The 17,413-nt window shown below is 63.7% G+C and carries 19 protein-coding genes; 9 read left to right on the top strand and 10 right to left on the bottom strand.

Translation table 11 applies throughout. From position 1 onward, the window contains the following. A complete protein-coding gene (locus tag ABCV34_RS15040; RefSeq protein WP_345797023.1) occupies positions 1-711 on the bottom strand; it encodes an FAD-dependent oxidoreductase in 711 nt (236 codons plus the stop codon). 217 nt (positions 712-928) lie between these two features. On the opposite strand from ABCV34_RS15040, the gene ABCV34_RS15045 reads away from it, so the two are divergent. Next, positions 929-2,185, top strand: a complete 1,257-nt coding sequence (locus tag ABCV34_RS15045) for an FAD-dependent oxidoreductase (RefSeq protein WP_345797024.1) — start codon at positions 929-931, stop codon at positions 2,183-2,185. A 19-nt stretch (positions 2,186-2,204) separates the two neighbouring features. Here the strand turns inward: ABCV34_RS15045 and ABCV34_RS15050 are convergent, their stop codons facing one another. Next, the gene (locus tag ABCV34_RS15050) at positions 2,205-3,128 is read right to left on the bottom strand and encodes a LysR substrate-binding domain-containing protein (protein ID WP_345797025.1); all 924 of its coding nucleotides are present in this window, start codon (positions 3,126-3,128) and stop codon (positions 2,205-2,207) included. A gap of 118 nt (positions 3,129-3,246) precedes the next feature. Between ABCV34_RS15050 and ABCV34_RS15055 the strand changes: the two genes are divergently transcribed. The 5 genes from ABCV34_RS15055 to ABCV34_RS15075 all read left to right on the top strand — a co-directional run bounded on the left by ABCV34_RS15055 (position 3,247) and on the right by ABCV34_RS15075 (position 8,168). Then, positions 3,247-4,473 (top strand): CoA transferase, encoded by a 1,227-nt coding sequence (locus ABCV34_RS15055; RefSeq protein ID WP_345797026.1) that lies wholly within the window; start codon positions 3,247-3,249, stop codon positions 4,471-4,473. An 80-nt stretch (positions 4,474-4,553) separates the two neighbouring features. Continuing rightward, positions 4,554-5,543 (top strand): TRAP transporter substrate-binding protein DctP, encoded by a 990-nt coding sequence (dctP, locus tag ABCV34_RS15060; RefSeq protein ID WP_345797027.1) that lies wholly within the window; start codon positions 4,554-4,556, stop codon positions 5,541-5,543. 34 nt (positions 5,544-5,577) lie between these two features. Next, positions 5,578-6,078 carry a TRAP transporter small permease gene (locus ABCV34_RS15065; RefSeq protein ID WP_345797028.1) on the top strand — a complete coding sequence of 167 codons (501 nt, stop codon included), beginning with the start codon at positions 5,578-5,580 and terminating at the stop codon, positions 6,076-6,078. Then, positions 6,071-7,396 carry a TRAP transporter large permease gene (locus ABCV34_RS15070; protein ID WP_345797029.1) on the top strand — a complete coding sequence of 442 codons (1,326 nt, stop codon included), beginning with the start codon at positions 6,071-6,073 and terminating at the stop codon, positions 7,394-7,396. Before ABCV34_RS15065 ends, ABCV34_RS15070 begins: the two co-directional genes overlap by 8 nt. Before the next feature lie 37 nt (positions 7,397-7,433). Beyond that, positions 7,434-8,168 (top strand): enoyl-CoA hydratase/isomerase family protein, encoded by a 735-nt coding sequence (locus tag ABCV34_RS15075; protein ID WP_345797030.1) that lies wholly within the window; start codon positions 7,434-7,436, stop codon positions 8,166-8,168. Between the two features lie 47 nt (positions 8,169-8,215). Here the strand turns inward: ABCV34_RS15075 and ABCV34_RS15080 are convergent, their stop codons facing one another. The 3 genes from ABCV34_RS15080 to ABCV34_RS15090 form a co-directional block, all read right to left on the bottom strand. Further along, complete coding sequence (locus ABCV34_RS15080) at positions 8,216-8,698, bottom strand: YajQ family cyclic di-GMP-binding protein (protein WP_345797031.1); 483 nt, start codon at positions 8,696-8,698, stop codon at positions 8,216-8,218. A gap of 69 nt (positions 8,699-8,767) precedes the next feature. After that, positions 8,768-9,088, bottom strand: coding sequence for an AzlD domain-containing protein (locus ABCV34_RS15085; protein ID WP_345797032.1), 321 nt, complete (start codon positions 9,086-9,088; stop codon positions 8,768-8,770). Beyond that, positions 9,081-9,788, bottom strand: a complete 708-nt coding sequence (locus ABCV34_RS15090) for an AzlC family ABC transporter permease (protein ID WP_345797033.1) — start codon at positions 9,786-9,788, stop codon at positions 9,081-9,083. The genes ABCV34_RS15085 and ABCV34_RS15090 overlap by 8 nt, the downstream gene beginning before the upstream one ends. Before the next feature lie 225 nt (positions 9,789-10,013). Between ABCV34_RS15090 and ABCV34_RS15095 the strand changes: the two genes are divergently transcribed. Next, positions 10,014-11,237 carry a GGDEF domain-containing protein gene (locus ABCV34_RS15095; protein WP_345797034.1) on the top strand — a complete coding sequence of 408 codons (1,224 nt, stop codon included), beginning with the start codon at positions 10,014-10,016 and terminating at the stop codon, positions 11,235-11,237. Here ABCV34_RS15095 and ABCV34_RS15100 read toward each other — a convergent pair. After that, positions 11,178-11,963, bottom strand: a complete 786-nt coding sequence (locus ABCV34_RS15100) for a uracil-DNA glycosylase (protein WP_345797035.1) — start codon at positions 11,961-11,963, stop codon at positions 11,178-11,180. The two genes, ABCV34_RS15095 and ABCV34_RS15100, sit on opposite strands and share 60 nt — an antisense overlap. 26 nt (positions 11,964-11,989) lie before the next feature. Further along, positions 11,990-13,414 carry a PLP-dependent aminotransferase family protein gene (locus tag ABCV34_RS15105; protein WP_345797036.1) on the bottom strand — a complete coding sequence of 475 codons (1,425 nt, stop codon included), beginning with the start codon at positions 13,412-13,414 and terminating at the stop codon, positions 11,990-11,992. A 112-nt stretch (positions 13,415-13,526) separates the two neighbouring features. Between ABCV34_RS15105 and ABCV34_RS15110 the strand changes: the two genes are divergently transcribed. After that, entirely contained in the window at positions 13,527-14,420 is an 894-nt protein-coding gene (locus ABCV34_RS15110; RefSeq protein ID WP_345797037.1) for a DMT family transporter, read from the top strand. Between the two features lie 87 nt (positions 14,421-14,507). Here the strand turns inward: ABCV34_RS15110 and ABCV34_RS15115 are convergent, their stop codons facing one another. The 3 genes from ABCV34_RS15115 to ABCV34_RS15125 are packed head-to-tail and all read right to left on the bottom strand — an operon-like array spanning position 14,508 to position 16,776. Next, on the bottom strand, positions 14,508-15,251 hold the full coding sequence (locus tag ABCV34_RS15115; RefSeq protein WP_345797038.1) for an amino acid ABC transporter ATP-binding protein: 744 nt from the start codon (positions 15,249-15,251) through the stop codon (positions 14,508-14,510). Beyond that, entirely contained in the window at positions 15,248-15,928 is a 681-nt protein-coding gene (locus ABCV34_RS15120) for an amino acid ABC transporter permease (protein WP_345797040.1), read from the bottom strand. The genes ABCV34_RS15115 and ABCV34_RS15120 overlap by 4 nt, the downstream gene beginning before the upstream one ends. Before the next feature lie 50 nt (positions 15,929-15,978). Continuing rightward, positions 15,979-16,776 carry an amino acid ABC transporter substrate-binding protein gene (locus ABCV34_RS15125; protein ID WP_345797041.1) on the bottom strand — a complete coding sequence of 266 codons (798 nt, stop codon included), beginning with the start codon at positions 16,774-16,776 and terminating at the stop codon, positions 15,979-15,981. 194 nt (positions 16,777-16,970) lie between these two features. On the opposite strand from ABCV34_RS15125, the gene ABCV34_RS15130 reads away from it, so the two are divergent. Beyond that, entirely contained in the window at positions 16,971-17,381 is a 411-nt protein-coding gene (locus tag ABCV34_RS15130; RefSeq protein WP_345797042.1) for a DUF2946 domain-containing protein, read from the top strand. The last annotated feature ends 32 nt before the right edge of the window (positions 17,382-17,413 follow it).

Here is a 17,413-nt window from a genome sequence, read left to right on the forward strand (position 1 = left end):
TCAGTATCCTTCGAATTCTTCTGTACGGATGTTGTCCTCGTTGGCGTCTATTTTCACCAGCAGGGCGCGCATGGCCTTGACCATGCCTTCAGGGCCGGACAGGTAGAATTTCGGCGTCGCCAGATCGGGCACGTGGCGCCGGATCATGGCCGCATCGACGTGGCCGTGTTCGGCGCCGTCAGCCTGATTCTGCGTATAGACCTGCACGAAAGTGAAGTTCGCATGCTGGCTGGCCAGTTGTTTGAGTTCGTCGACGTAGGCCGCCTGGGCCGGCGTCCGGTTCGCATAGATCAGGGTCAGGTGGTGCGCCGTCCGGTCGTGCAGCGCCTGGACGATCATGCTGCGCACTGGCGTGATGCCAATGCCGCCGATGATGAAGACGGCCGGGACGGATTCGGTCTTGTGCAGCGTGAAATCGCCAAAGGGCGCGATCAGCTTGACCACCGTCCCATCCGGGGTCTTGCGAAAGGCTTCCTTGAATGGTGTACCGCGCATTCGTGTGGCCACCGCAATGTGGGGCTCGAACGGCGCGTTGACGAAGGAAAACCCATGCATGCCGTCGTGCTTCGGGGTGCCCTCGGGGCTGGGCAGCTTGATGTCGCAGAACTGCCCGGCGCGGACATCCAGCCCAGCGGGCTTTTCCAGCGTGAATTCCATCGTGCCTTCGGCAACTTCCCGTTTGCCGAGGAGCTTGACATCATAGGTCGTCATGGCTTGCCTCTCGTCGATAAAGTCGATCACGGAACGTGTTTCCGTCAATCCGCCGGCGGAACGCTGCAGACAGTATAGGTCTGAAGCTTGTGGGACGATGCCTTCATGCGGACGGTGTCAGGGGCATTCACCGGGAACGTGACCCGGGGCGGGACTGGCCGTGCGTCGGGGTCGGCAGGTCTACAATGAACCACGTCTGTTCTTCGAGGCGTGCAACATGTCCGATTCCGTTCATGGTGATGCGCGGGCCCAGGCGCCGCGCATCCTGATCCTGGGGGCCGGGTTTGCCGGCCTGTGGGCTGCCGTTGGTGCGGCCCGTAAAATATCCGGGTCGGCCCATGTCCATGGTCCGATCGAGATCCTGGTCGTCAATGCGAGGCCCTTTCACAGCATCCGGGTACGTAACTACGAACCGGACCTGGAGGTCACCAAAGTACCCCTTGCGGATGTCCTGGACCCCATCGGCGTGGCCTGGCTGCAGGCCACCGTCACCCGGATCGACGTGGCGAGCCGTCAGGTCCAGGTACGGCTGGCCGATGGCGCCTCGCGCGTCCTGGACTACACGCGCCTGGTATTCGCCCTGGGTAGCGCGCTGGTGCGCCCGGCTGTCCCCGGGCTGGCCGAACATGCGCTGGATGTGGATACCTACGAGGGCGCCCTGAGGCTGCACGAGCATCTGGCCTCTCTGCCCGCGCGGCCCGCGTCGACGGGCCGCTACACCGCCATCGTCATCGGGGCGGGGCTGACCGGCACGGAAATTGCCTCGGAACTGCCTGACCGGCTGGCCAGGGTCGCGGGCGCACGCGAAGACGTGCGGGTGATCCTGATGGACCGCAACGAACAGATCGCGCATGCCATGGGCGAAGCCCAGCCTGTGATCGAGCAGGCCATGCGCGCGATGGGGGTCGAATTGCGGCCGGCCGTCCAGGTCAGCCGGGTGACGCAAACCGGTGTGGAACTGGGGGGCGGCGAGGTCATCCCGGCATCGACGGTGATCTGGTGCGGCGGCATGCGGGCCAACGAACTGACCGCACAGGTCCCGGGAGAACATGACGAACTGGGCCGGCTGCTGGTGGACAACTGCCTGCGGGTCCGGGGTGTGGACGGGGTTTTCGCTGCGGGCGACAGCGCCCGCAGCCTGATCGACGGCAAGCAACCGTCGATCATGTCCTGCCAGTACGGGCGGCCCATGGGGCGTTTTGTGGGGCACAATGTCGCCGCCGATCTGCTGGGCGAACCCTTGCTGCCCCTGAGTATCGACTGGTACACCACCATCGTCGACCTGGGCCCCTGGGGTGCCGTCTACACGCAAAGCCGTGACCGGATTCTGGTGGCCCAGGGGGCACAGGCCAAGCGCACCAAGCGGTTGATCAATGGCGAGCGGATCTATCCGCCGCTGAATCGCAATCGGGACGACATCCTGACAGCCGGTGCGCCGACAGTGCAGACGCCGCCGCCGGACAACGTACTTTGAGCTCGGCCTGAGTGCCGGATTAAGCCGCGATTCTGCACCCTTGCCAGAATCCGTGCTCGACGAGATCGATGGTCAGGCTGCGGCACAATTCCAGCACTTCGTGGGTTGCCACCGACATGGGCAGCGTTTCGCTGACGCACAGGCAGATTTCGCGCGAAAGCTCGATTTCCAGCGGATGTATCGCGATGGTGCCGTCCCGGACTTCTTCGTGCCCGGCCGAGTAAGGCAGTACGGTCGTGGCGATCCCGGCCTTGACGGCGGGAATCAGGATGGCGGACGTGCTGGCCTCGGCCAGCAGATGGTAGGACAGGTGCCGCTGCAGGAAGGCATGCTCGATGCGGGAGCGCAATGTGTTGGGCAGGCTGGGCAGCACCAGCGGATAGCCGGCCATCTCCTCCAGGGATACAGTGGACGAGCTGTGGCGTAGGGCAGGGTGAGCGAACAGATAAAGATCTTCGAACAGCAGGGGTTCGCACGCCATGCCCTTGGGCTTCTTCGGGTCGGGGGCCAGCGCGAAATCGACGCGTCCCTGCATGACCATCGACGTCAGATCGGCGCTGGGGACGTCCACGATCTCCAGCACGACGGCGGGGTAGGTTTCGCGGACCCGCTCGATCAGACGCAGCGCCAGCATTCTGGCGGTGCTGGATGCCATGCCAATCGACACCGTGCCCGATATCGCCCCGTGTTTGCGGGAGATGAGCGCGCGGGTATTGTCGACCTGCCGCAAGATGGTGCGGGCGTGCCGGTACAGCAGCTCGCCTTCTTCGGTCGCCAGCATGCCGCGCGCGCTGCGGTTCAATAGTTTGACCCCTAATTCTTCCTCCAGCAGGGTAATCTGCTGGCTCAGGGCCGGCTGTGCGATATGCAGCGTCTCGGCCGCGCGGGTCATGTTCTGGGCCTCGACGATGCGCGTGAAATAGTTCAGCTGCCTCAGGTTCATGTTATCCCCTTGCTTTTCTCGGGCTCAATCATAAGAAAATCTGATTGCCGGTTCAGTAAATAGTATTTCAGTTCGCCGGAAGCCTTCCCTAGAATCGATAAAAACAGATAAAGGAGACATGTCGGTGGATCTGCCGCTCAAAGGATTGAAAGTTCTCGATTTGACCCGGGCACTCTCGGGACCGTTCTGCACCATGATTCTGGCGGACATGGGCGCCGAGGTCATCAAGGTCGAGCCGGCCCCGGACGGTGACATGATTCGCCAGTGGGGGCCATTCGATCATGGCATAAGTGTTTATTATCTTAGTGCCAATCGCAACAAGAAAGGCATCGGACTGGATTTCCGGCATCCGGACGGCCTGTCGCTGCTGCGCCGTCTGGCGTTGCAGTCCGATATCGTGGTCGAAAACTTTCGTGTGGGCACCACCGAAAAAATGGGGCTGGGCTACGAAAGCCTGGCCGCCGAGCGCCCAAGCCTGGTCTACGCCTCGATTTCGGGGTTCGGCAACCAGGGGCCCGCCAAGCACTGGGCGGGGTTCGATCAGATTGCGCAGGGTTATTCCGGGTTCATGAGCTTGTCGGGAACCCCGGAGACCGGCCCGATGCGGGTCGGGACGGCGGTGGGGGATCTGACTGCGGGGATGTGGGCGGCCATCGGTGTGCTGGGCGCCTGCGTGGCGCGCCAGCAGACGGGGCGGGGGCAATATGTGCATAGCTCGTTGCTGTCCAGTTTGATCGGGCTGCTCAGCGTTCAGGGACAACGGTATCTCAGCCTGGGCGAGGTGCCTCAGCCCTGCGGTAATGTCCATCCTGTGATTGCGCCCTATGGCACGTTTCAGACCGCCGATGGGCCTTTGAATCTGGCGCCTGCCACGCAGGAAATGTGGGTGCGGCTGTGCGAATTGCTGGGTTGTCCGGAATTGACGGAGGATCCGCGCTTCAGGCTGAATGCCGATCGCATCCAGCACCGCATGGAGCTCAAAGCGCTGATCGATGCGCGCCTGCAGGCGCGCGGCCGGATGGAGTGGACGCCGATCTTCATCGAGGCGGGCATTCCCGCTGGCCCCATCAACACGCTGGCGGATGTCTTCGCCGATGAACAGGTGCGCCAGATCGGGCTGGTGGAAACTGTCAAGCATCCGGACCTGGGTGATCTGCGGCAGGTGGGTCTGCCCTTTCTGATGCAGAATGCCTCAGGTGAAAGTTCGGTCGGTGCCACCGTGCATTCCGCACCGCCGCGCCTCGGGCAGCATACGGTCCAGGTTCTGCGGGACTACGGACTTGCATCCCACGAGATCGATTGCTTGCTGAAGGATCGGGTCGTTTTTCAGGGACCGGACTCGTAAGGCTCCGGATCATCCAGCGGGAGTACCGCCGGCATCAAAAGTCGCAAAAAGACTTGTGCCGATCACCACAGGAGACAAACATGAAGTTCAAAACATTGATGCTCGCCGCAATGTGCGCGCTGGCCGCCGCAACCGTTCAGGCCAAAACCCTGAAGCTGTCCCATCAATGGCCTCAGGGCGACGGCCGGGATGCGGGAGCCCGCCTGTTCGTGCAAGAAGTCCAGAAGCAGGATCCATCCATCAAATTTCGCGTGTATCCGGGGGCGTCTTTGATCAGCAACCCGCTGAAGCAGATCGATGCGCTGGCCGACGGTTCCATCGATCTGTCGATTTTTCCGCTGATCTACGCCGTCGGCAAGGCGCCGGAATTTTCCATTACGATCCTGCCCGGCGCTATCAGTGGCGTGCAGGACGCTATGCGCTTCAAAGGCACGGATTACGAAAAGCGCCTGCAGGAGATCGCGCGTCAGCAGGGTTTCCATATCCTGACCTGGTGGTGGACCGAAGGCGGGATCGCCAACAAGGCGCATCCGATCACGACGCCTGATAGCGTCAAGGGGCTGAAATTCCGGGGAGCGGACCGCACGATCGACACAATGCTCAGGGCGGCGGGGGCGTCTGTCTTTTCCATGCCGTCCACGGAGCTCTACAACGCCTTGCAGACGGGCGTGCTGGACGGATTGATGACGTCCTACGAGACCTTCATGAGCATGCGTCTGTATGAACAGACGAAATATGCCACCTTGGGTGGGGACTACACGATTTTCGTGGTGTTCCAGCCGCTGGTGATTTCAACCAAGACCTGGGACAGCCTGACCGACGCGCAGAAGAAAATCTTCGAAAAAGCTGCGGATGCCACCCTGCCTTCCTTCAACAAGGAGCAGGATCGCATCAAATTCGAGGCCGTGAAGAAATTCAAGGCGGCGGGTGTCCAGGTGCATGCAATGACCAAGGACGATTACGACAGCTGGCTGGCACTTGCCCACAAGACGGCGTGGCCCGAGTACGCGTCGATCAGTCCGGCGGCCAAGGGCCTGCTGGAGTCGGTCGAGGCACTGTCCAAGAAATAAATCGCCGCGTGTTCACTCGCGCCCGGAGGTTCGTGTGCATATCCTGGAAAAGTGTCTGGCTCGGGTCAATGCCGCCCTGGCTGTTCTGGCGGCCATCCTGCTGGTGGTGGCGACCGTCATCATCACCTGGATGGTATTCAAGCGAGGCATCGGCCTGCAAAGCTCGTGGGAATTGGAAACGGCCATCGAGCTGATGATCAGCGCCACGTTTCTCGCCTCTCCCTATACGCTGACCACTGGCGGCCACGTCAAGATGGACTTGCTGGACACCTGGTTGTCGGGATCGGCCGCCCAATGGGTGCCGCTGCTACCCAAGGTTCTGGCATGCGCCGTGTGCCTGTATCTGGGCTATGCCGGACTGGACATGACGATGCATGCCTATGTCACGGGCGAGCGGGCGCTGGGGGTCTGGCAGCCGCTCGTCTGGCCGAAATATTCCACGGTGGCGATCGGCATGCTGCTGACCGCCGCGCAGTATGTCCTGGAAATTCTGCGGGCCATCGGGTACCGCGAACAGGGGGTCGATCATGTCTGAGCTGCAGATTGGCTTTGTGCTGTTCATTGCTACCTTTTTGGTGTTGTTCTCGGGCATCCCGATCGGATTCGGGCTGGTTCTGATTTCCATCGTGTTCCTGGTGGTGTTCGGGGATGGCGGCGCGTTGGCGGCGGTATCGAATATCTTCGTCGGGGAATTGTCCAGTTTTGCGCTGCTGACCATCCCGCTGTTCGTGCTGCTTGGATGCACGATCGGCGCTTCAAGGGCTGGCAAGGATCTATACGAATCACTGCATCGCTGGCTGGTGCGGGTACCGGGCGGACTGGTGATTGCCAATATCACCGGGTGCGGGCTGTTCGCGGCAATGTGCGGCTCCAGCCCCGCGACGGCGGCGGCAATCGGCAAGATCGGGATTCCGGAGATGATCAATCGACACGTCCCGCCGCGGCTGGCGACCGGATCCATCGCTGCGGGCGGCACGCTGGGCATTCTGATCCCGCCGTCGCTGACCCTGATCGTCTATGGGATCGTGACGCATACCTCGATTGCCCGGCTGTTTCTGGCGGGGGTGGTGCCCGGCGTCGTGCTGGTCATTCTGTTTGCTCTGTATGCGTGGCTCTCCAGCGTGCGTCTGGACCGGATCCGGAAGGACGGCAAGGTCGTGCAGGAAAGCTATTCCTTCGGCGAAAAGATGCGGGGATCGGTGAAGTCGCTGCCGTTTCTGGCGATCATCATGGCGGTGACCGTGTTCATGTACACGGGGTTTGCCACGCCCTCGGAAGTCGCGGCAGTGGCGGCCTTCATGGCCCTCGTTCTGGTCATGTTCCTGTACCGGACTTATCGGTTCCGCGACCTGTGGCCGATGATGCGGGACACCGTGCGCGAGTCGTGCATGATCCTGATGATCGTGGCCGGGGCCGCTGTCTACGCGTATATGATGTCCTATCTGTATATCACGCAAAGCTTGGCGGAATGGGTGTTCGGCTGGGGGCTCGGTTATTGGCAACTGATTCTGCTCCTGAATGTCTTTCTGCTGGTGGCGGGCTTCTTCCTGCCGCCCGTGTCGGTGATCCTGATGAGCATGCCGATCATCCTGCCCGTGCTGACGCAGAGCAACATCGATCTGGTCTGGTTTTCCATCATCATGACGATCAATCTGGAAGTCGGGCTGATCCATCCGCCGCTGGGGCTGAATCTGTTCGTGATCCAGGGGGTGGCGCCTCAGGTCGCGCTGCGCGACATCATGCTGGGGGTATTGCCGTTCGTGGCTATCATGCTGGTTTTCATCGGCGTGCTGGCGGTTTTCCCCGAATTGGTCACCTGGCTGCCGGATCGGCTGATGGGGCCTGGGGCCTGACGGGTGTCGTAGCCAGGTTGAACGAGGAGTTGTACGAATGCAGGATCAAGAACCGGGATTGGGGTTTCATGGCGATGTCGCCACCTTGACATTGCGCCGGCCGTCGCAGCACAACCGTATCGCCCCGGAGGACTGCACGGTCATCAGCGGACACTTGCGTCAGGTGGCCGCCCGGGAAGACATCCGTGCGCTGGTGGTGACCGGAACCGGAGAGAAGACCTTCAGTTCCGGCTACACCCTGGGCGCGATCAAGGATCAGCTGGACGGCCGTTTCGAGGACATGCTGGATGAGCTGGAGCAATTTCCGCTGCCGACGATCTGCGCCATGAACGGCAGCGTCTATGGCGGGGCCACTGATCTGGCCTTGTGCTGCGATTTCCGGGTCGGTGTGACTGGCAGCCGCTTTCTGATGCCGGCGTCGCGGATCGGGCTGCATTATTATCCGGGCGGGATCCGGCGCTATGTCACAGTTCTGGGCCTGGCCGCGTCCAAGAAGCTGTTCCTGACGGCCCAGACCATTCATGATCAGGAAATGCTGCGCATCGGTTTCCTGCACGAACTGGTCGGGCGCGATGCGCTGGACGACGCGGTGGGCCGCTATCTGGATGGGATCCGCGCCTGTGAACCCGCTGTACTCAAGTCCGTCAAGGCCGATCTGATGGCAGTGGCCGAGGGCCGCTACGATGAGCCGCTATTGCGGTCGCACTACGAGGCGTCCTTGCGTTCGGACGCCTTGGCTGCACGCCTGGCCGCCATCACCGCGAAAGGCTGAGATTCCCGCAGGGGACCGGTGCCGCCGACCTGTTTCGCGGCGTGGCTTCAATCCCTGAAATTCTGGAACTGCAGCGGCAGGTCCACATCGGTCTTGCGCAGCAGCGCGATGGCTTCCTGCAGGTCGTCGCGTTTTTTGCCCGAGACGCGCAGCTTGTCGCCGTTGATCTGGGTTTCGACCTTGAGCTTGGCCTGCTTGACGGCGGCGATCAGCTTTTTCGAGATTGCCTGTTCGATCCCCTGGCGGATCGTGACCTTCTGGCGGGCACCGCCCAGGTTTTCCAGTGGATCGTCCAGTTCCAGGCAGCGCACGTCGATGCCGCGCGCCGACAGGCGTCCACGCAGGATGTCGAGCATCTGCTTCAGCTGAAAGGCGCTGGGTGCCGACTGCGTGATGACGTAGCCTTCCAGTTCGAAATGGGCGTCGGTGCCCTTGAAATCGAAGCGGGTTGCGAGTTCCCGGTTGGCCTGATCGACGGCGTTGGTCAGTTCGTGTTTGTCGACTTCCGAGACGACGTCAAAGCTGGGCATGGTCAGGTCCTGGTATTGAAAACGATGCCTTGATTGTAGAGGACGCGGGCGTCCCGTCCGGATGAGCCATCAGGTCGCCCTCAGCACCATGTAGAGCGCCGTCCCCGCCACGATGCTCAGCAGGGTCTGGCGCGTGCGCCATTGCAGCAGCACGACCAGCGCGACGGCCAGCAGTTCCTGCCAGGGGCCCGCCGGATTGTTGCGCGCCTGGCCGGTGACGGTATCGACCAGCAGCAGCACCATGATGGACAGCGGCAGCGTGTTGCCCAGTTTGTGCACCAGCGGGTGGCGGCGAAGCCAGTGTCCCGCGACGAAGGGCAGCGCACGCAGGGCCAGTGTGACCGCGCCCATCAGGACAATGACGATCAGGACATAAGGCGTGTCAGTCATGGCTTGCGGCATCCGGGTCGCGGGTTGAGGCAGGGGGCGTGGCGGGCCGTAGCGCCGCGGCCAGCAGGCTCAGGGCGATGGCGATCGCCAAAGCCTGGGCCGGCAGGATGACGAGCGCGATGGCGTAGGCGGCCAGGGAAATCCAGATCGGCAGGGTGTCGCGCCGGGCGCGCCACTGTTCGACCGCCAGGACCGCGAACAGGGCTGCCAGCACGAAATCGAGTCCGGTCAGACCGATCTGGACCTGGGCGCCCAGCATCACCCCCAGGACCGTGCCCAGCACCCACCAGCCGTGATTCAGCGCGCAGACCAGCGCCATGCGCCGGGATCGCGCCTGCGCCGGCAGGGCGGTCAGTACCGAATAGGTTTCGTCGGTCAGCGCGAAGATGCCGTACCAGCGCTGCCAGCGGCTGGCCGGCAGATGACTGAGCAAGGAAAGACCGTAGAACACATGGCGCAGGTTGAGCACCAGAGTGGCCAGGACGATGGCGCTGACCGGAAGCCCCGCCGCCAGCATGGGCACCATCATGAACTGGGCCGCACCCGCATAGATCAGCAGGCTGGATGCGATGGCCAGCCACCCTGAGCCACCGGCCTGCACGAACAGGAATCCGAAGACCGCGCCTAAAGGGATATAGCCCATGGCGACGGGTGCCGTCAGGCTGGAAATCGACAGTGGATGATGGGGCTGGCGGGGCATGGCGGGCATTATATCGGGCTAACCCAGTTGCGGTGGCATGGCGCCCACCACCAGGGCGCAGGCGCCCAGGATGCGGCCCGCTGTTCGCGCTCAGGAATGCCAGCAGTCGAGTCAAGCATTGAAACCGTTTATCATAGTTGGCATGAGACAGGCACCAAATGTTTCATGTTTGGGATCGTGTGACAGCACACGCGCCCGACTATTTGCAATCAAGGCGGTTTTTCGATGCTGAACCTAGATCCTCGCACCATGCTGGTCGTCGAGGCCTTCGTCCTGCTCCTGGTTGGCGCCCTGACTTTCCTGGCGGCTTTCCAGGGGCGGCGTGACCGCACCCTTCTGTGGGCCGCAGGCGGGATGTGGCTCGGATGCCTGGGCTTTCTGCTGGGGGCGCTGCGGGAAGGCCCGGCTTCGCCGCTGATTTCCATCGTGCTGTCCAACATGCTGCTGATCACCGGACATGGATTCCTGTGGGTCAGCCTGCGCGTGTTCCGTGGGGGGGCTGTTCGCTGGTCCTGGCTGCTCGTTGGCGCGGCGGTGTGGTTCATCCTGTGTCAATGGCCCGCGTTTCTGGCAAACAACGATGCGCGCGTCGTGGTCTATTCCCTCCTGTCGCTGGGTTATATCGTGGCGGCTGGGGTCGAGGCCTGGCCTGAATGGCGGCGCGACCCCGCTCCGGCCACGCCGCTGCTCTGCGTTCTGGCCGCGCATGGCCTGTTCTATCTGTATCGGGCTTTCCCCCACGCCATCCACGAAATTGCCTGGCGGAGCTGGCCGGATTTCTCTCTGGTCATGCTCGAAGGCCTGTTCTTTGCCATCAGCCTGTCATTCTGCATCCTGATGATGGTGCGGGCGCGGGCCGAACAGCGCTACCGTTATGCGGCCTTGCACGACGCGCTGACTGCGTTGCCCAATCGCCGCGCGCTCTTCGAACAGGGCGCGGATCTGCTCGCGCGGGCCCGGCTCGACGGTGGCGACGTGGCAGTGCTGATGTGCGATCTGGACTGGTTCAAGCAGGTCAACGACCATTTCGGACACGAAGCCGGCGATCGCGTGCTGATCTGGTTTGCCTGTATGCTGCGCGATACGGTCCGGGCGGGGGATCTGTGCGCACGCCTGGGGGGCGAGGAATTCGTGATTCTGGCGCCTGATCTGGGCCCCCTGGGTGCTCAGGATCTGGCTATCCGCGTTCGCCGTCATCTGTCCGCACAGATGCGGGAACTACCCTGCAGCCTGAGCGTCAGCGTCGGGATCGCCTGCACCCGGGATGTCGGTCACGATCTGGACCGCCTGCTGGCGCGGGCCGATCAGGCGCTGTATGCGGCAAAAACAGCCGGCCGGGACTGTATCCGGCTGTGGCCCAGCGGCGGCTGGGAAGGGATCCCGGAGCCCTCAGCCTCCGTATCCCGGGGCCGCAGCGAGCACCTTGGCGAGCAGCCAGTCGATGCCTGATTCGCCGTGCGCCTGAAGCCAGTCGTTGGCTTGGCGGAAATGGCCGCAGCCGATGAAGGGGCGAGGCGGGCGCAGCGCCGACAGGGGCGAGGGGTGGTTGGCCATCAGCACCTGGACCGGGCCGGCGGGCGGCTGCAGGTCCATCAGCTGGCGACGGGCCTGGGCATGGGATCCCCACAGCAGCAGGACTTTCGGGCGCGGTTCACGCAATACCCGCATGATCAGGGCATCCGTGACGTGCTCCCAACCCTTTTTCGCGTGGGATGCGGGCTGGTGGGCCTCGACCGTCAGGGATGTGTTCAGCAGCAGCACGCCCTGGCGTGCCCAGCGGACCAGGCTGTTGCGTGGGGCTTGTTCCGGATCTCCGTATTCCAGCGCCAGTTCCTTGAACATGTTGCGCAGGCTGGGCGGGGTCGGGCAGAAGTCGGGCACGGAAAACGCCAGGCCTTGGGCCTGATTCGGGCCGTGGTAGGGGTCCTGGCCCACGATCACGACCTGCACCGATTCTGGTGGCGTTTCGATCAGCGCGCGAAACGGGCGCAGGGGAAAGATCCGCGCGCCGGCAGCCAGCCGTTCGGCCAGCATGGTATCGAGCCGGGCGACGATGCCCTGCAGATGCGGCGCCTGCAGCGTGGATCGCCAGGCGGGCGGCAGTGTCTCGATCTGCGCGTGCAGGGAATCCTGGAAGGCGTTGTGGACCTGGGTGTCGGGAAGCGGAGAGGTCATGTGGGATCGGCGGCGCGGGTTTGTCGTCAGGCGGGGGCGGGTTCGGGATGGCTTTGGCGGGCCTGTGCCATCAGTGTAGCCAGCAGCGCCGGCAGACGGGGGTTGCTCATCTGCGAGACATTGAACCGCATCATGGCGCTGGCGGTCCGGGATGGGCTGAAGATGTTGCCGGGGGCCAGCACCAGGCCTTGCCGCAGTCCCAGGTGAGCCAGCCGGGTGCTGTCGATGCCCTGGGGCAGCCGACACCACAGGAACATGCCGCCCGGGGGAATATGCCAGGGTTCCAGCCCCAGGCTGCGCAGCAGATCGATGGTTTGAGACATGGCCCGCGCCAGATGCTGGCGCAGCAGCCCGAGGTGCCGTGGCCAGGTGCTGTCGCGCAACAGATGCAGGATGACCGACTGGGTCAGGCCTGCGCCTGAAAACGTCGTTGCGGTGCGTAGGTCCGCCAGCGCGTCGCCCCAGTCCGGCCGCACGGCCAGGTAACCGCAGCGCAGGCTGGCGGACAGGGTCTTTGAAAAACTGCCGACCTGCACGACCCGCTCCAGCCCGTCCAGCTCGGCCAGGCGGGCGGTCGGTGTGGTCTCGAAGTCGCCGAAGATGTCGTCCTCGATCAGGATCAGGTCATGTGCCTGTGCCAGGGCGAGGATTCGCCGTGCTTTGTCCGCCGACAGGCTGGCGCCTGTCGGATTGTGCAGTCCCGAATTGCTGATGTACAGGCGGGGATGGTGCCGCGTCAGGGCTTCCTGGAACCGATCCATGTCCGGGCCGTCAGGCTGTCGCGGCACGCCGACGACGTGTGCCTGATGGGCGCGCAGCAGGGCCAGGAAGTTGAAATAACAGGGGTCGTCGACCAGCACGGCATCGCCTGGCTTGATCAGAAAGCGGCACAGCAGATCGACCGCCTGGGTGCCGGAATCGGTCAGCAGGATCTGCCGGGGATCGACGCGCTGGCCGCGTTCCAGAAGGCGCTGGGCAATGACCGTGCGCAAGGCGGGCAGACCCAGCGCCGGCGCGTAGTCGGTCAGGATGGTGTTCTGATCCCGCGCCGCCCGCCGCAGGGCGAGGCGGATGGCATCCAGCGGCATCCAGTCGGCCGGCAGCCACCCGCAGCCGGGTTTCAGCGTGTCGGCCCCGGTGTCCAGCGACTGGCGTGCCACCCATAGGGGGTCGATCTGGCGGTCCAGCCGGGGGCCGATCTCGGCCAGCGTCAGCGGCGCTAGCGGGCCCGCGACATAGAATCCCGACCCTGCCTGGGCGCGGATTGCGCCATCGGCCGCGAGTCGTTCGTAGGCCTCGACCACGGTCGATTTGGAAACCTGCTGGTGCAGCGCCATCGATCGCAGCGACGGCAGCCGCGCGCCTGGTTGCCATTCGCGGGCGGCGATGCGCTGGCGCACGAACTGCATGACGCGGGCCGTTCGGCCGGTCGTCCGGATGATATCAGGCATGGATCAGGACCAGTACAGTTTCGTCCTACTGTACCAGACCGTACCTGGAAAATGAAGGGTAGTGCCGGCATAGTGTCTGTTCGATCGACAACGAAATGGGCCGGACGTACAAATGCAGGCGATGACGCGTGGATGGATCAATGGGGCGATTGGCGTCGCCATTTTCAGTGGCTCGTTGCCGGCGACCCGGGTGGCCGTCCTGGGGCTGGATCCGTTTTTCGTGACGGCCGCGCGCTCCGGGATTGCGGGGCTGCTGGCGATGGCGGCTCTGCTGCTCACCCGCAATGTGCGTCCCGACCGCGCGGAGTGGCGGACTTTGGCCCTGGTGGCCTTGGGTGTGGTGGTGGGCTTTCCCCTGTGCACGGCGCTGGCCTTGCGCACGATCACGTCGGCGCATTCCCTGGTGTTCATTGGCCTGCTGCCGCTGGCCACGGCCATCTTCGGCACATGGCTGGGCGGGGAACGCCCCTCGCGCGCATTCTGGATGTTCGCCGTACTGGGGGCCGCGTCGGTCGCCGGCTTCGCCCTCAGCCAGGATGGTTCCGGGTCGTTGGGCGCCGATGCCCTGATGTTGGTGGCGATTCTCAGCTGCGGCTATGGCTATGCCGAGGGCGGCCGCCTGTCCCGGCGTCTGGGCGGCTGGCAGGTGATCTGCTGGGTGCTTGTGCTGTCTTTGCCCGTCAGCTTGCCGCTGATGCTGTACTGGCAACCGGGCGACTGGTCCGCCGTGCCTGTTTCCGCATGGCTGGGAGTCGTCTACGTCGCGGTGTTCAGCATGCTGGTCGGGTTCATCTTCTGGTACCGGGGGCTGGCGCTGGGCGGCATTGCGGCCGTGGGTCAGCTGCAGTTGCTGCAGCCGTTCCTGGGGCTGCTGCTGTCGGCCTGGTTGCTGGGCGAATCCGTGACCGTCACCATGATCGTCGTGACAGCCTTCGTCGTCGCCTGTGTGGCGGGTGCGAAATACACGGCCGCCGCGCCTGCTCCGGTGTCTCCGACGGCCCGCTGACCAGCAGGCGCCTTGCGCGGCGAGTCCGTCCAGTGCCCATCGAACCGGACACCAACCGGACAGCCCGGGTGGGAGTCGGCGAAAAGTTCAGCCGGTCAGTGTCGCCACAAAACGCTGCGTTCGCGCATCCCGCGGCTGCTGGAACAGGGATTGCGACGGCCCGGATTCGACGACCGCGCCGTCTTCCAGGAACACGGTCTGCCGTGCTACCTGGGAGGCCAGGCGCAGATCGTGGGTGGCCATCAGCATGGTCATGCCTTCGGCCGCCAGATCGATCAGGACGGACACGACCTCGGCGGCCAGGCCGGGGTCCAGCGCGGACGTCGGTTCGTCGCACAGCAGGACCTGGGGTTCGGGCGCCAGCGCGCGGGCGATGGCCACGCGCTGCTGCTGGCCACCCGACAGGCTGGCGGGCCAGGCGTCGGCCTTGTCGTGCAGCCCGACCTTGTCCAGCAGTTCACAGGCGCGGGCATGAGCCTGGTCGCGGGGCCAGCGCTTGACGGTGATCAGGCCTTCCATGACGTTCTGCACGGCGGTCTGGTGGGGAAACAGCTGGAAATTCTGAAACACCATGCCGGTCTGCTGGCGGATCCGTTGCACGGCCTGACGGTTGGGATGGTGCCCGGGCTCGAAGCGGATGGTTTCGGCGCCGATGGCGAGTTCCCCCGAGTCGGGCGTTTCCAGCAGGTTCACGCAGCGCAGCAGCGTGCTTTTGCCACTGCCGGACGGGCCGATCAGTGCCGTGACCTGGCCTTCGGGGATCGTCACGCTGACGGTCTTCAGGACTTCGTGGTCCCCGAAATGCTTGCGGATGTCCTGCAGACGGATCATCGCTGCCCCTCCGAAAACACCGCGTGCTGGCCGAAGTAGTGTTCCAGCCGTGTCTGGGTCGCGGACAGGAAGGTGCACAGGACCAGGTAGATCAGCGCGGCTTCCGTATACAGGATCAGGGGTTCATAGGTCACCGAGGCGATCCGCTGCGCCGCCTGAAAGATTTCCGGTACCGTGATCACGGCGGCCAGCGAGGTGTCTTTGACCAGCGCAATAAAGGAATTGGCCAGGGGCGGCACGGCGACACGGGCTGCCTGGGGCAGGATGGTGCGCCGCAGCGCCTGCGCGCGCGTCATGCTGAGAGAATAGGCGGCATCCCATTGTCCCCGGGGGATGGCTTCGATTGCCCCGCGGATGACCTCGGCGTTGTAGGCGCCGACATTCAACGAAAACCCGATCAGGGCGGCCGGTAGCGGGTCGAGCACGAGGCCGACGCTGGGCAGGCCGTAGAAGATCACGAACAGCTGCACCAGCAGTGGTGTGCCCCGGATCAGCCAGATGTAGAAGCGCACCAGGGCAACCAGTGGCGCGGGCCCGAAGAGCCGAGTGATGGCCGCCAGGAATGCCAGCGCCAGGCCCGCAATGAACGACAGGATGGCCAGCGGTACCGTGAATTTGATCCCTCCGACCACCAGCGGCCAGAGGGAATTCGCCATCAGTTGCAGCCAGTCCGGCACGGTCGGAGACTCCTACGAGGATCGTGTCGCAGTATAGGCTGGAATCAGGTTCATTGAACCTTCGACGACAGGTCCTTGCCGAAATAGCGTTCCGAGATCGTCTTGTAGGTGCCGTCGGCGCGGATGGCGCCGATCGCCTTGTCGATCGCGGCTTTCAGGGCGGGCTGGTCCTTGCGCATCAGCACGCCGGAGCGGCTGAAATCGGCGCTGCTGTCGGTGGCTACGACCTTGACCTTTGCCTGGGGCTGATGTTTCTTGAAGTCCAGGAACGACAGCTCGTCGTTGATGGTCGCATCCACCCGGCCGGAGGTCAGCAGGGCGATGGCGTCATTGAAACCCTGCACCGGCACGACTTCGGCGCCATGCTGCTGGGCGAGCTTGCCGAAATTGCTGGTGATGGTGTTGGCCGAACGTTTGCCCTTCAGATCCTGGAAGGCGTGGATCGTGGTGTTGTCGTCTCTGACGATCAGGACGGCTTCCGATGAAATGTAGGGCTTGGAGAAATCGTATTTGGCCTGCCGTTCGGGCGTGATGCCGACCTGATTGATGACCACGTCGTAGCGGTTGGCGTTCAATCCGGCGATCAGCCCGTCCCATTTGCCTTCGACGAAATCGGGTTTGACCCCCAGCTGCTTGGCGATGGCGCGGCCGATGTCCACGTCGAATCCCACGAGCTTGTTGTCCTTCGGGTCATGGTAGGAAAAGGGGGCGTAGGTGCCCTCTGTGCCGATGCGGATGGCGCCGGCCTTCTGGATGGCGGCCAGGTCGTCGGTGGCGGCGTGTGCGGAAGGTGCCGCCGACAGCAGCGGCAGCAGAGTGGCCAAAACGAATGCGGAAAATTTCTTCATGTGCAGGCCTCGTCAATTAAGCGGTCACGTTATATGAACCGCGCGTTTTATTGGATTTGATTCTATCGAGACGCTGTCCGGCCTGCAAAGGTTTTGCGCCCATCTGCATATCGCCTATGGAAATAAGCGCGGAATTGCCAGGTGCTTGATGGCCGTCAAACGACAGGGAAGCAGGGCCTCATAGAATGTCTGGCATGCGACAAGCGGGCAGGCATTCACGCGGATGCGTCGTCATCCACTGGCTACTCGTCCTGGGGCTCTGGCTCCAGGTCGTCGGGCCCGTGTTTGCGCAGCCCCGGTCCACCGGTTCCCTGCAAGGCGTGCAGATCGTTGCCTGCACGCCGGCGGGCATGGTGGTCATGGACTTGTCCGCCGATCCCGACGATGGCGACGGATCGGATCAGCCCCACGTGCGTCAGGCGGGCCATTGCCTGCTATGCGCCACGCATCCCGTCCCGCCGATGACGGCGGGATTTGGCGTTGCCGTACCGGCCGCGCCCTGGGCCCAGCCTGCGGCAGGGTTCGACGAAACTCCCTGTGACGCCCGGATCACTGGTACCTGGGAATGGCCGCCGGCGCGTTGTCCTCCGCTCCAATCCAGCTGACACCCTGATCTTCTTCTTTCGGGGCCGCCCGG

Origin of the sequence: Castellaniella sp. MT123 (assembly GCF_039614765.1) — a bacterium.
Classification (GTDB): Bacteria; Pseudomonadota; Gammaproteobacteria; order Burkholderiales; family Burkholderiaceae_B; genus Castellaniella.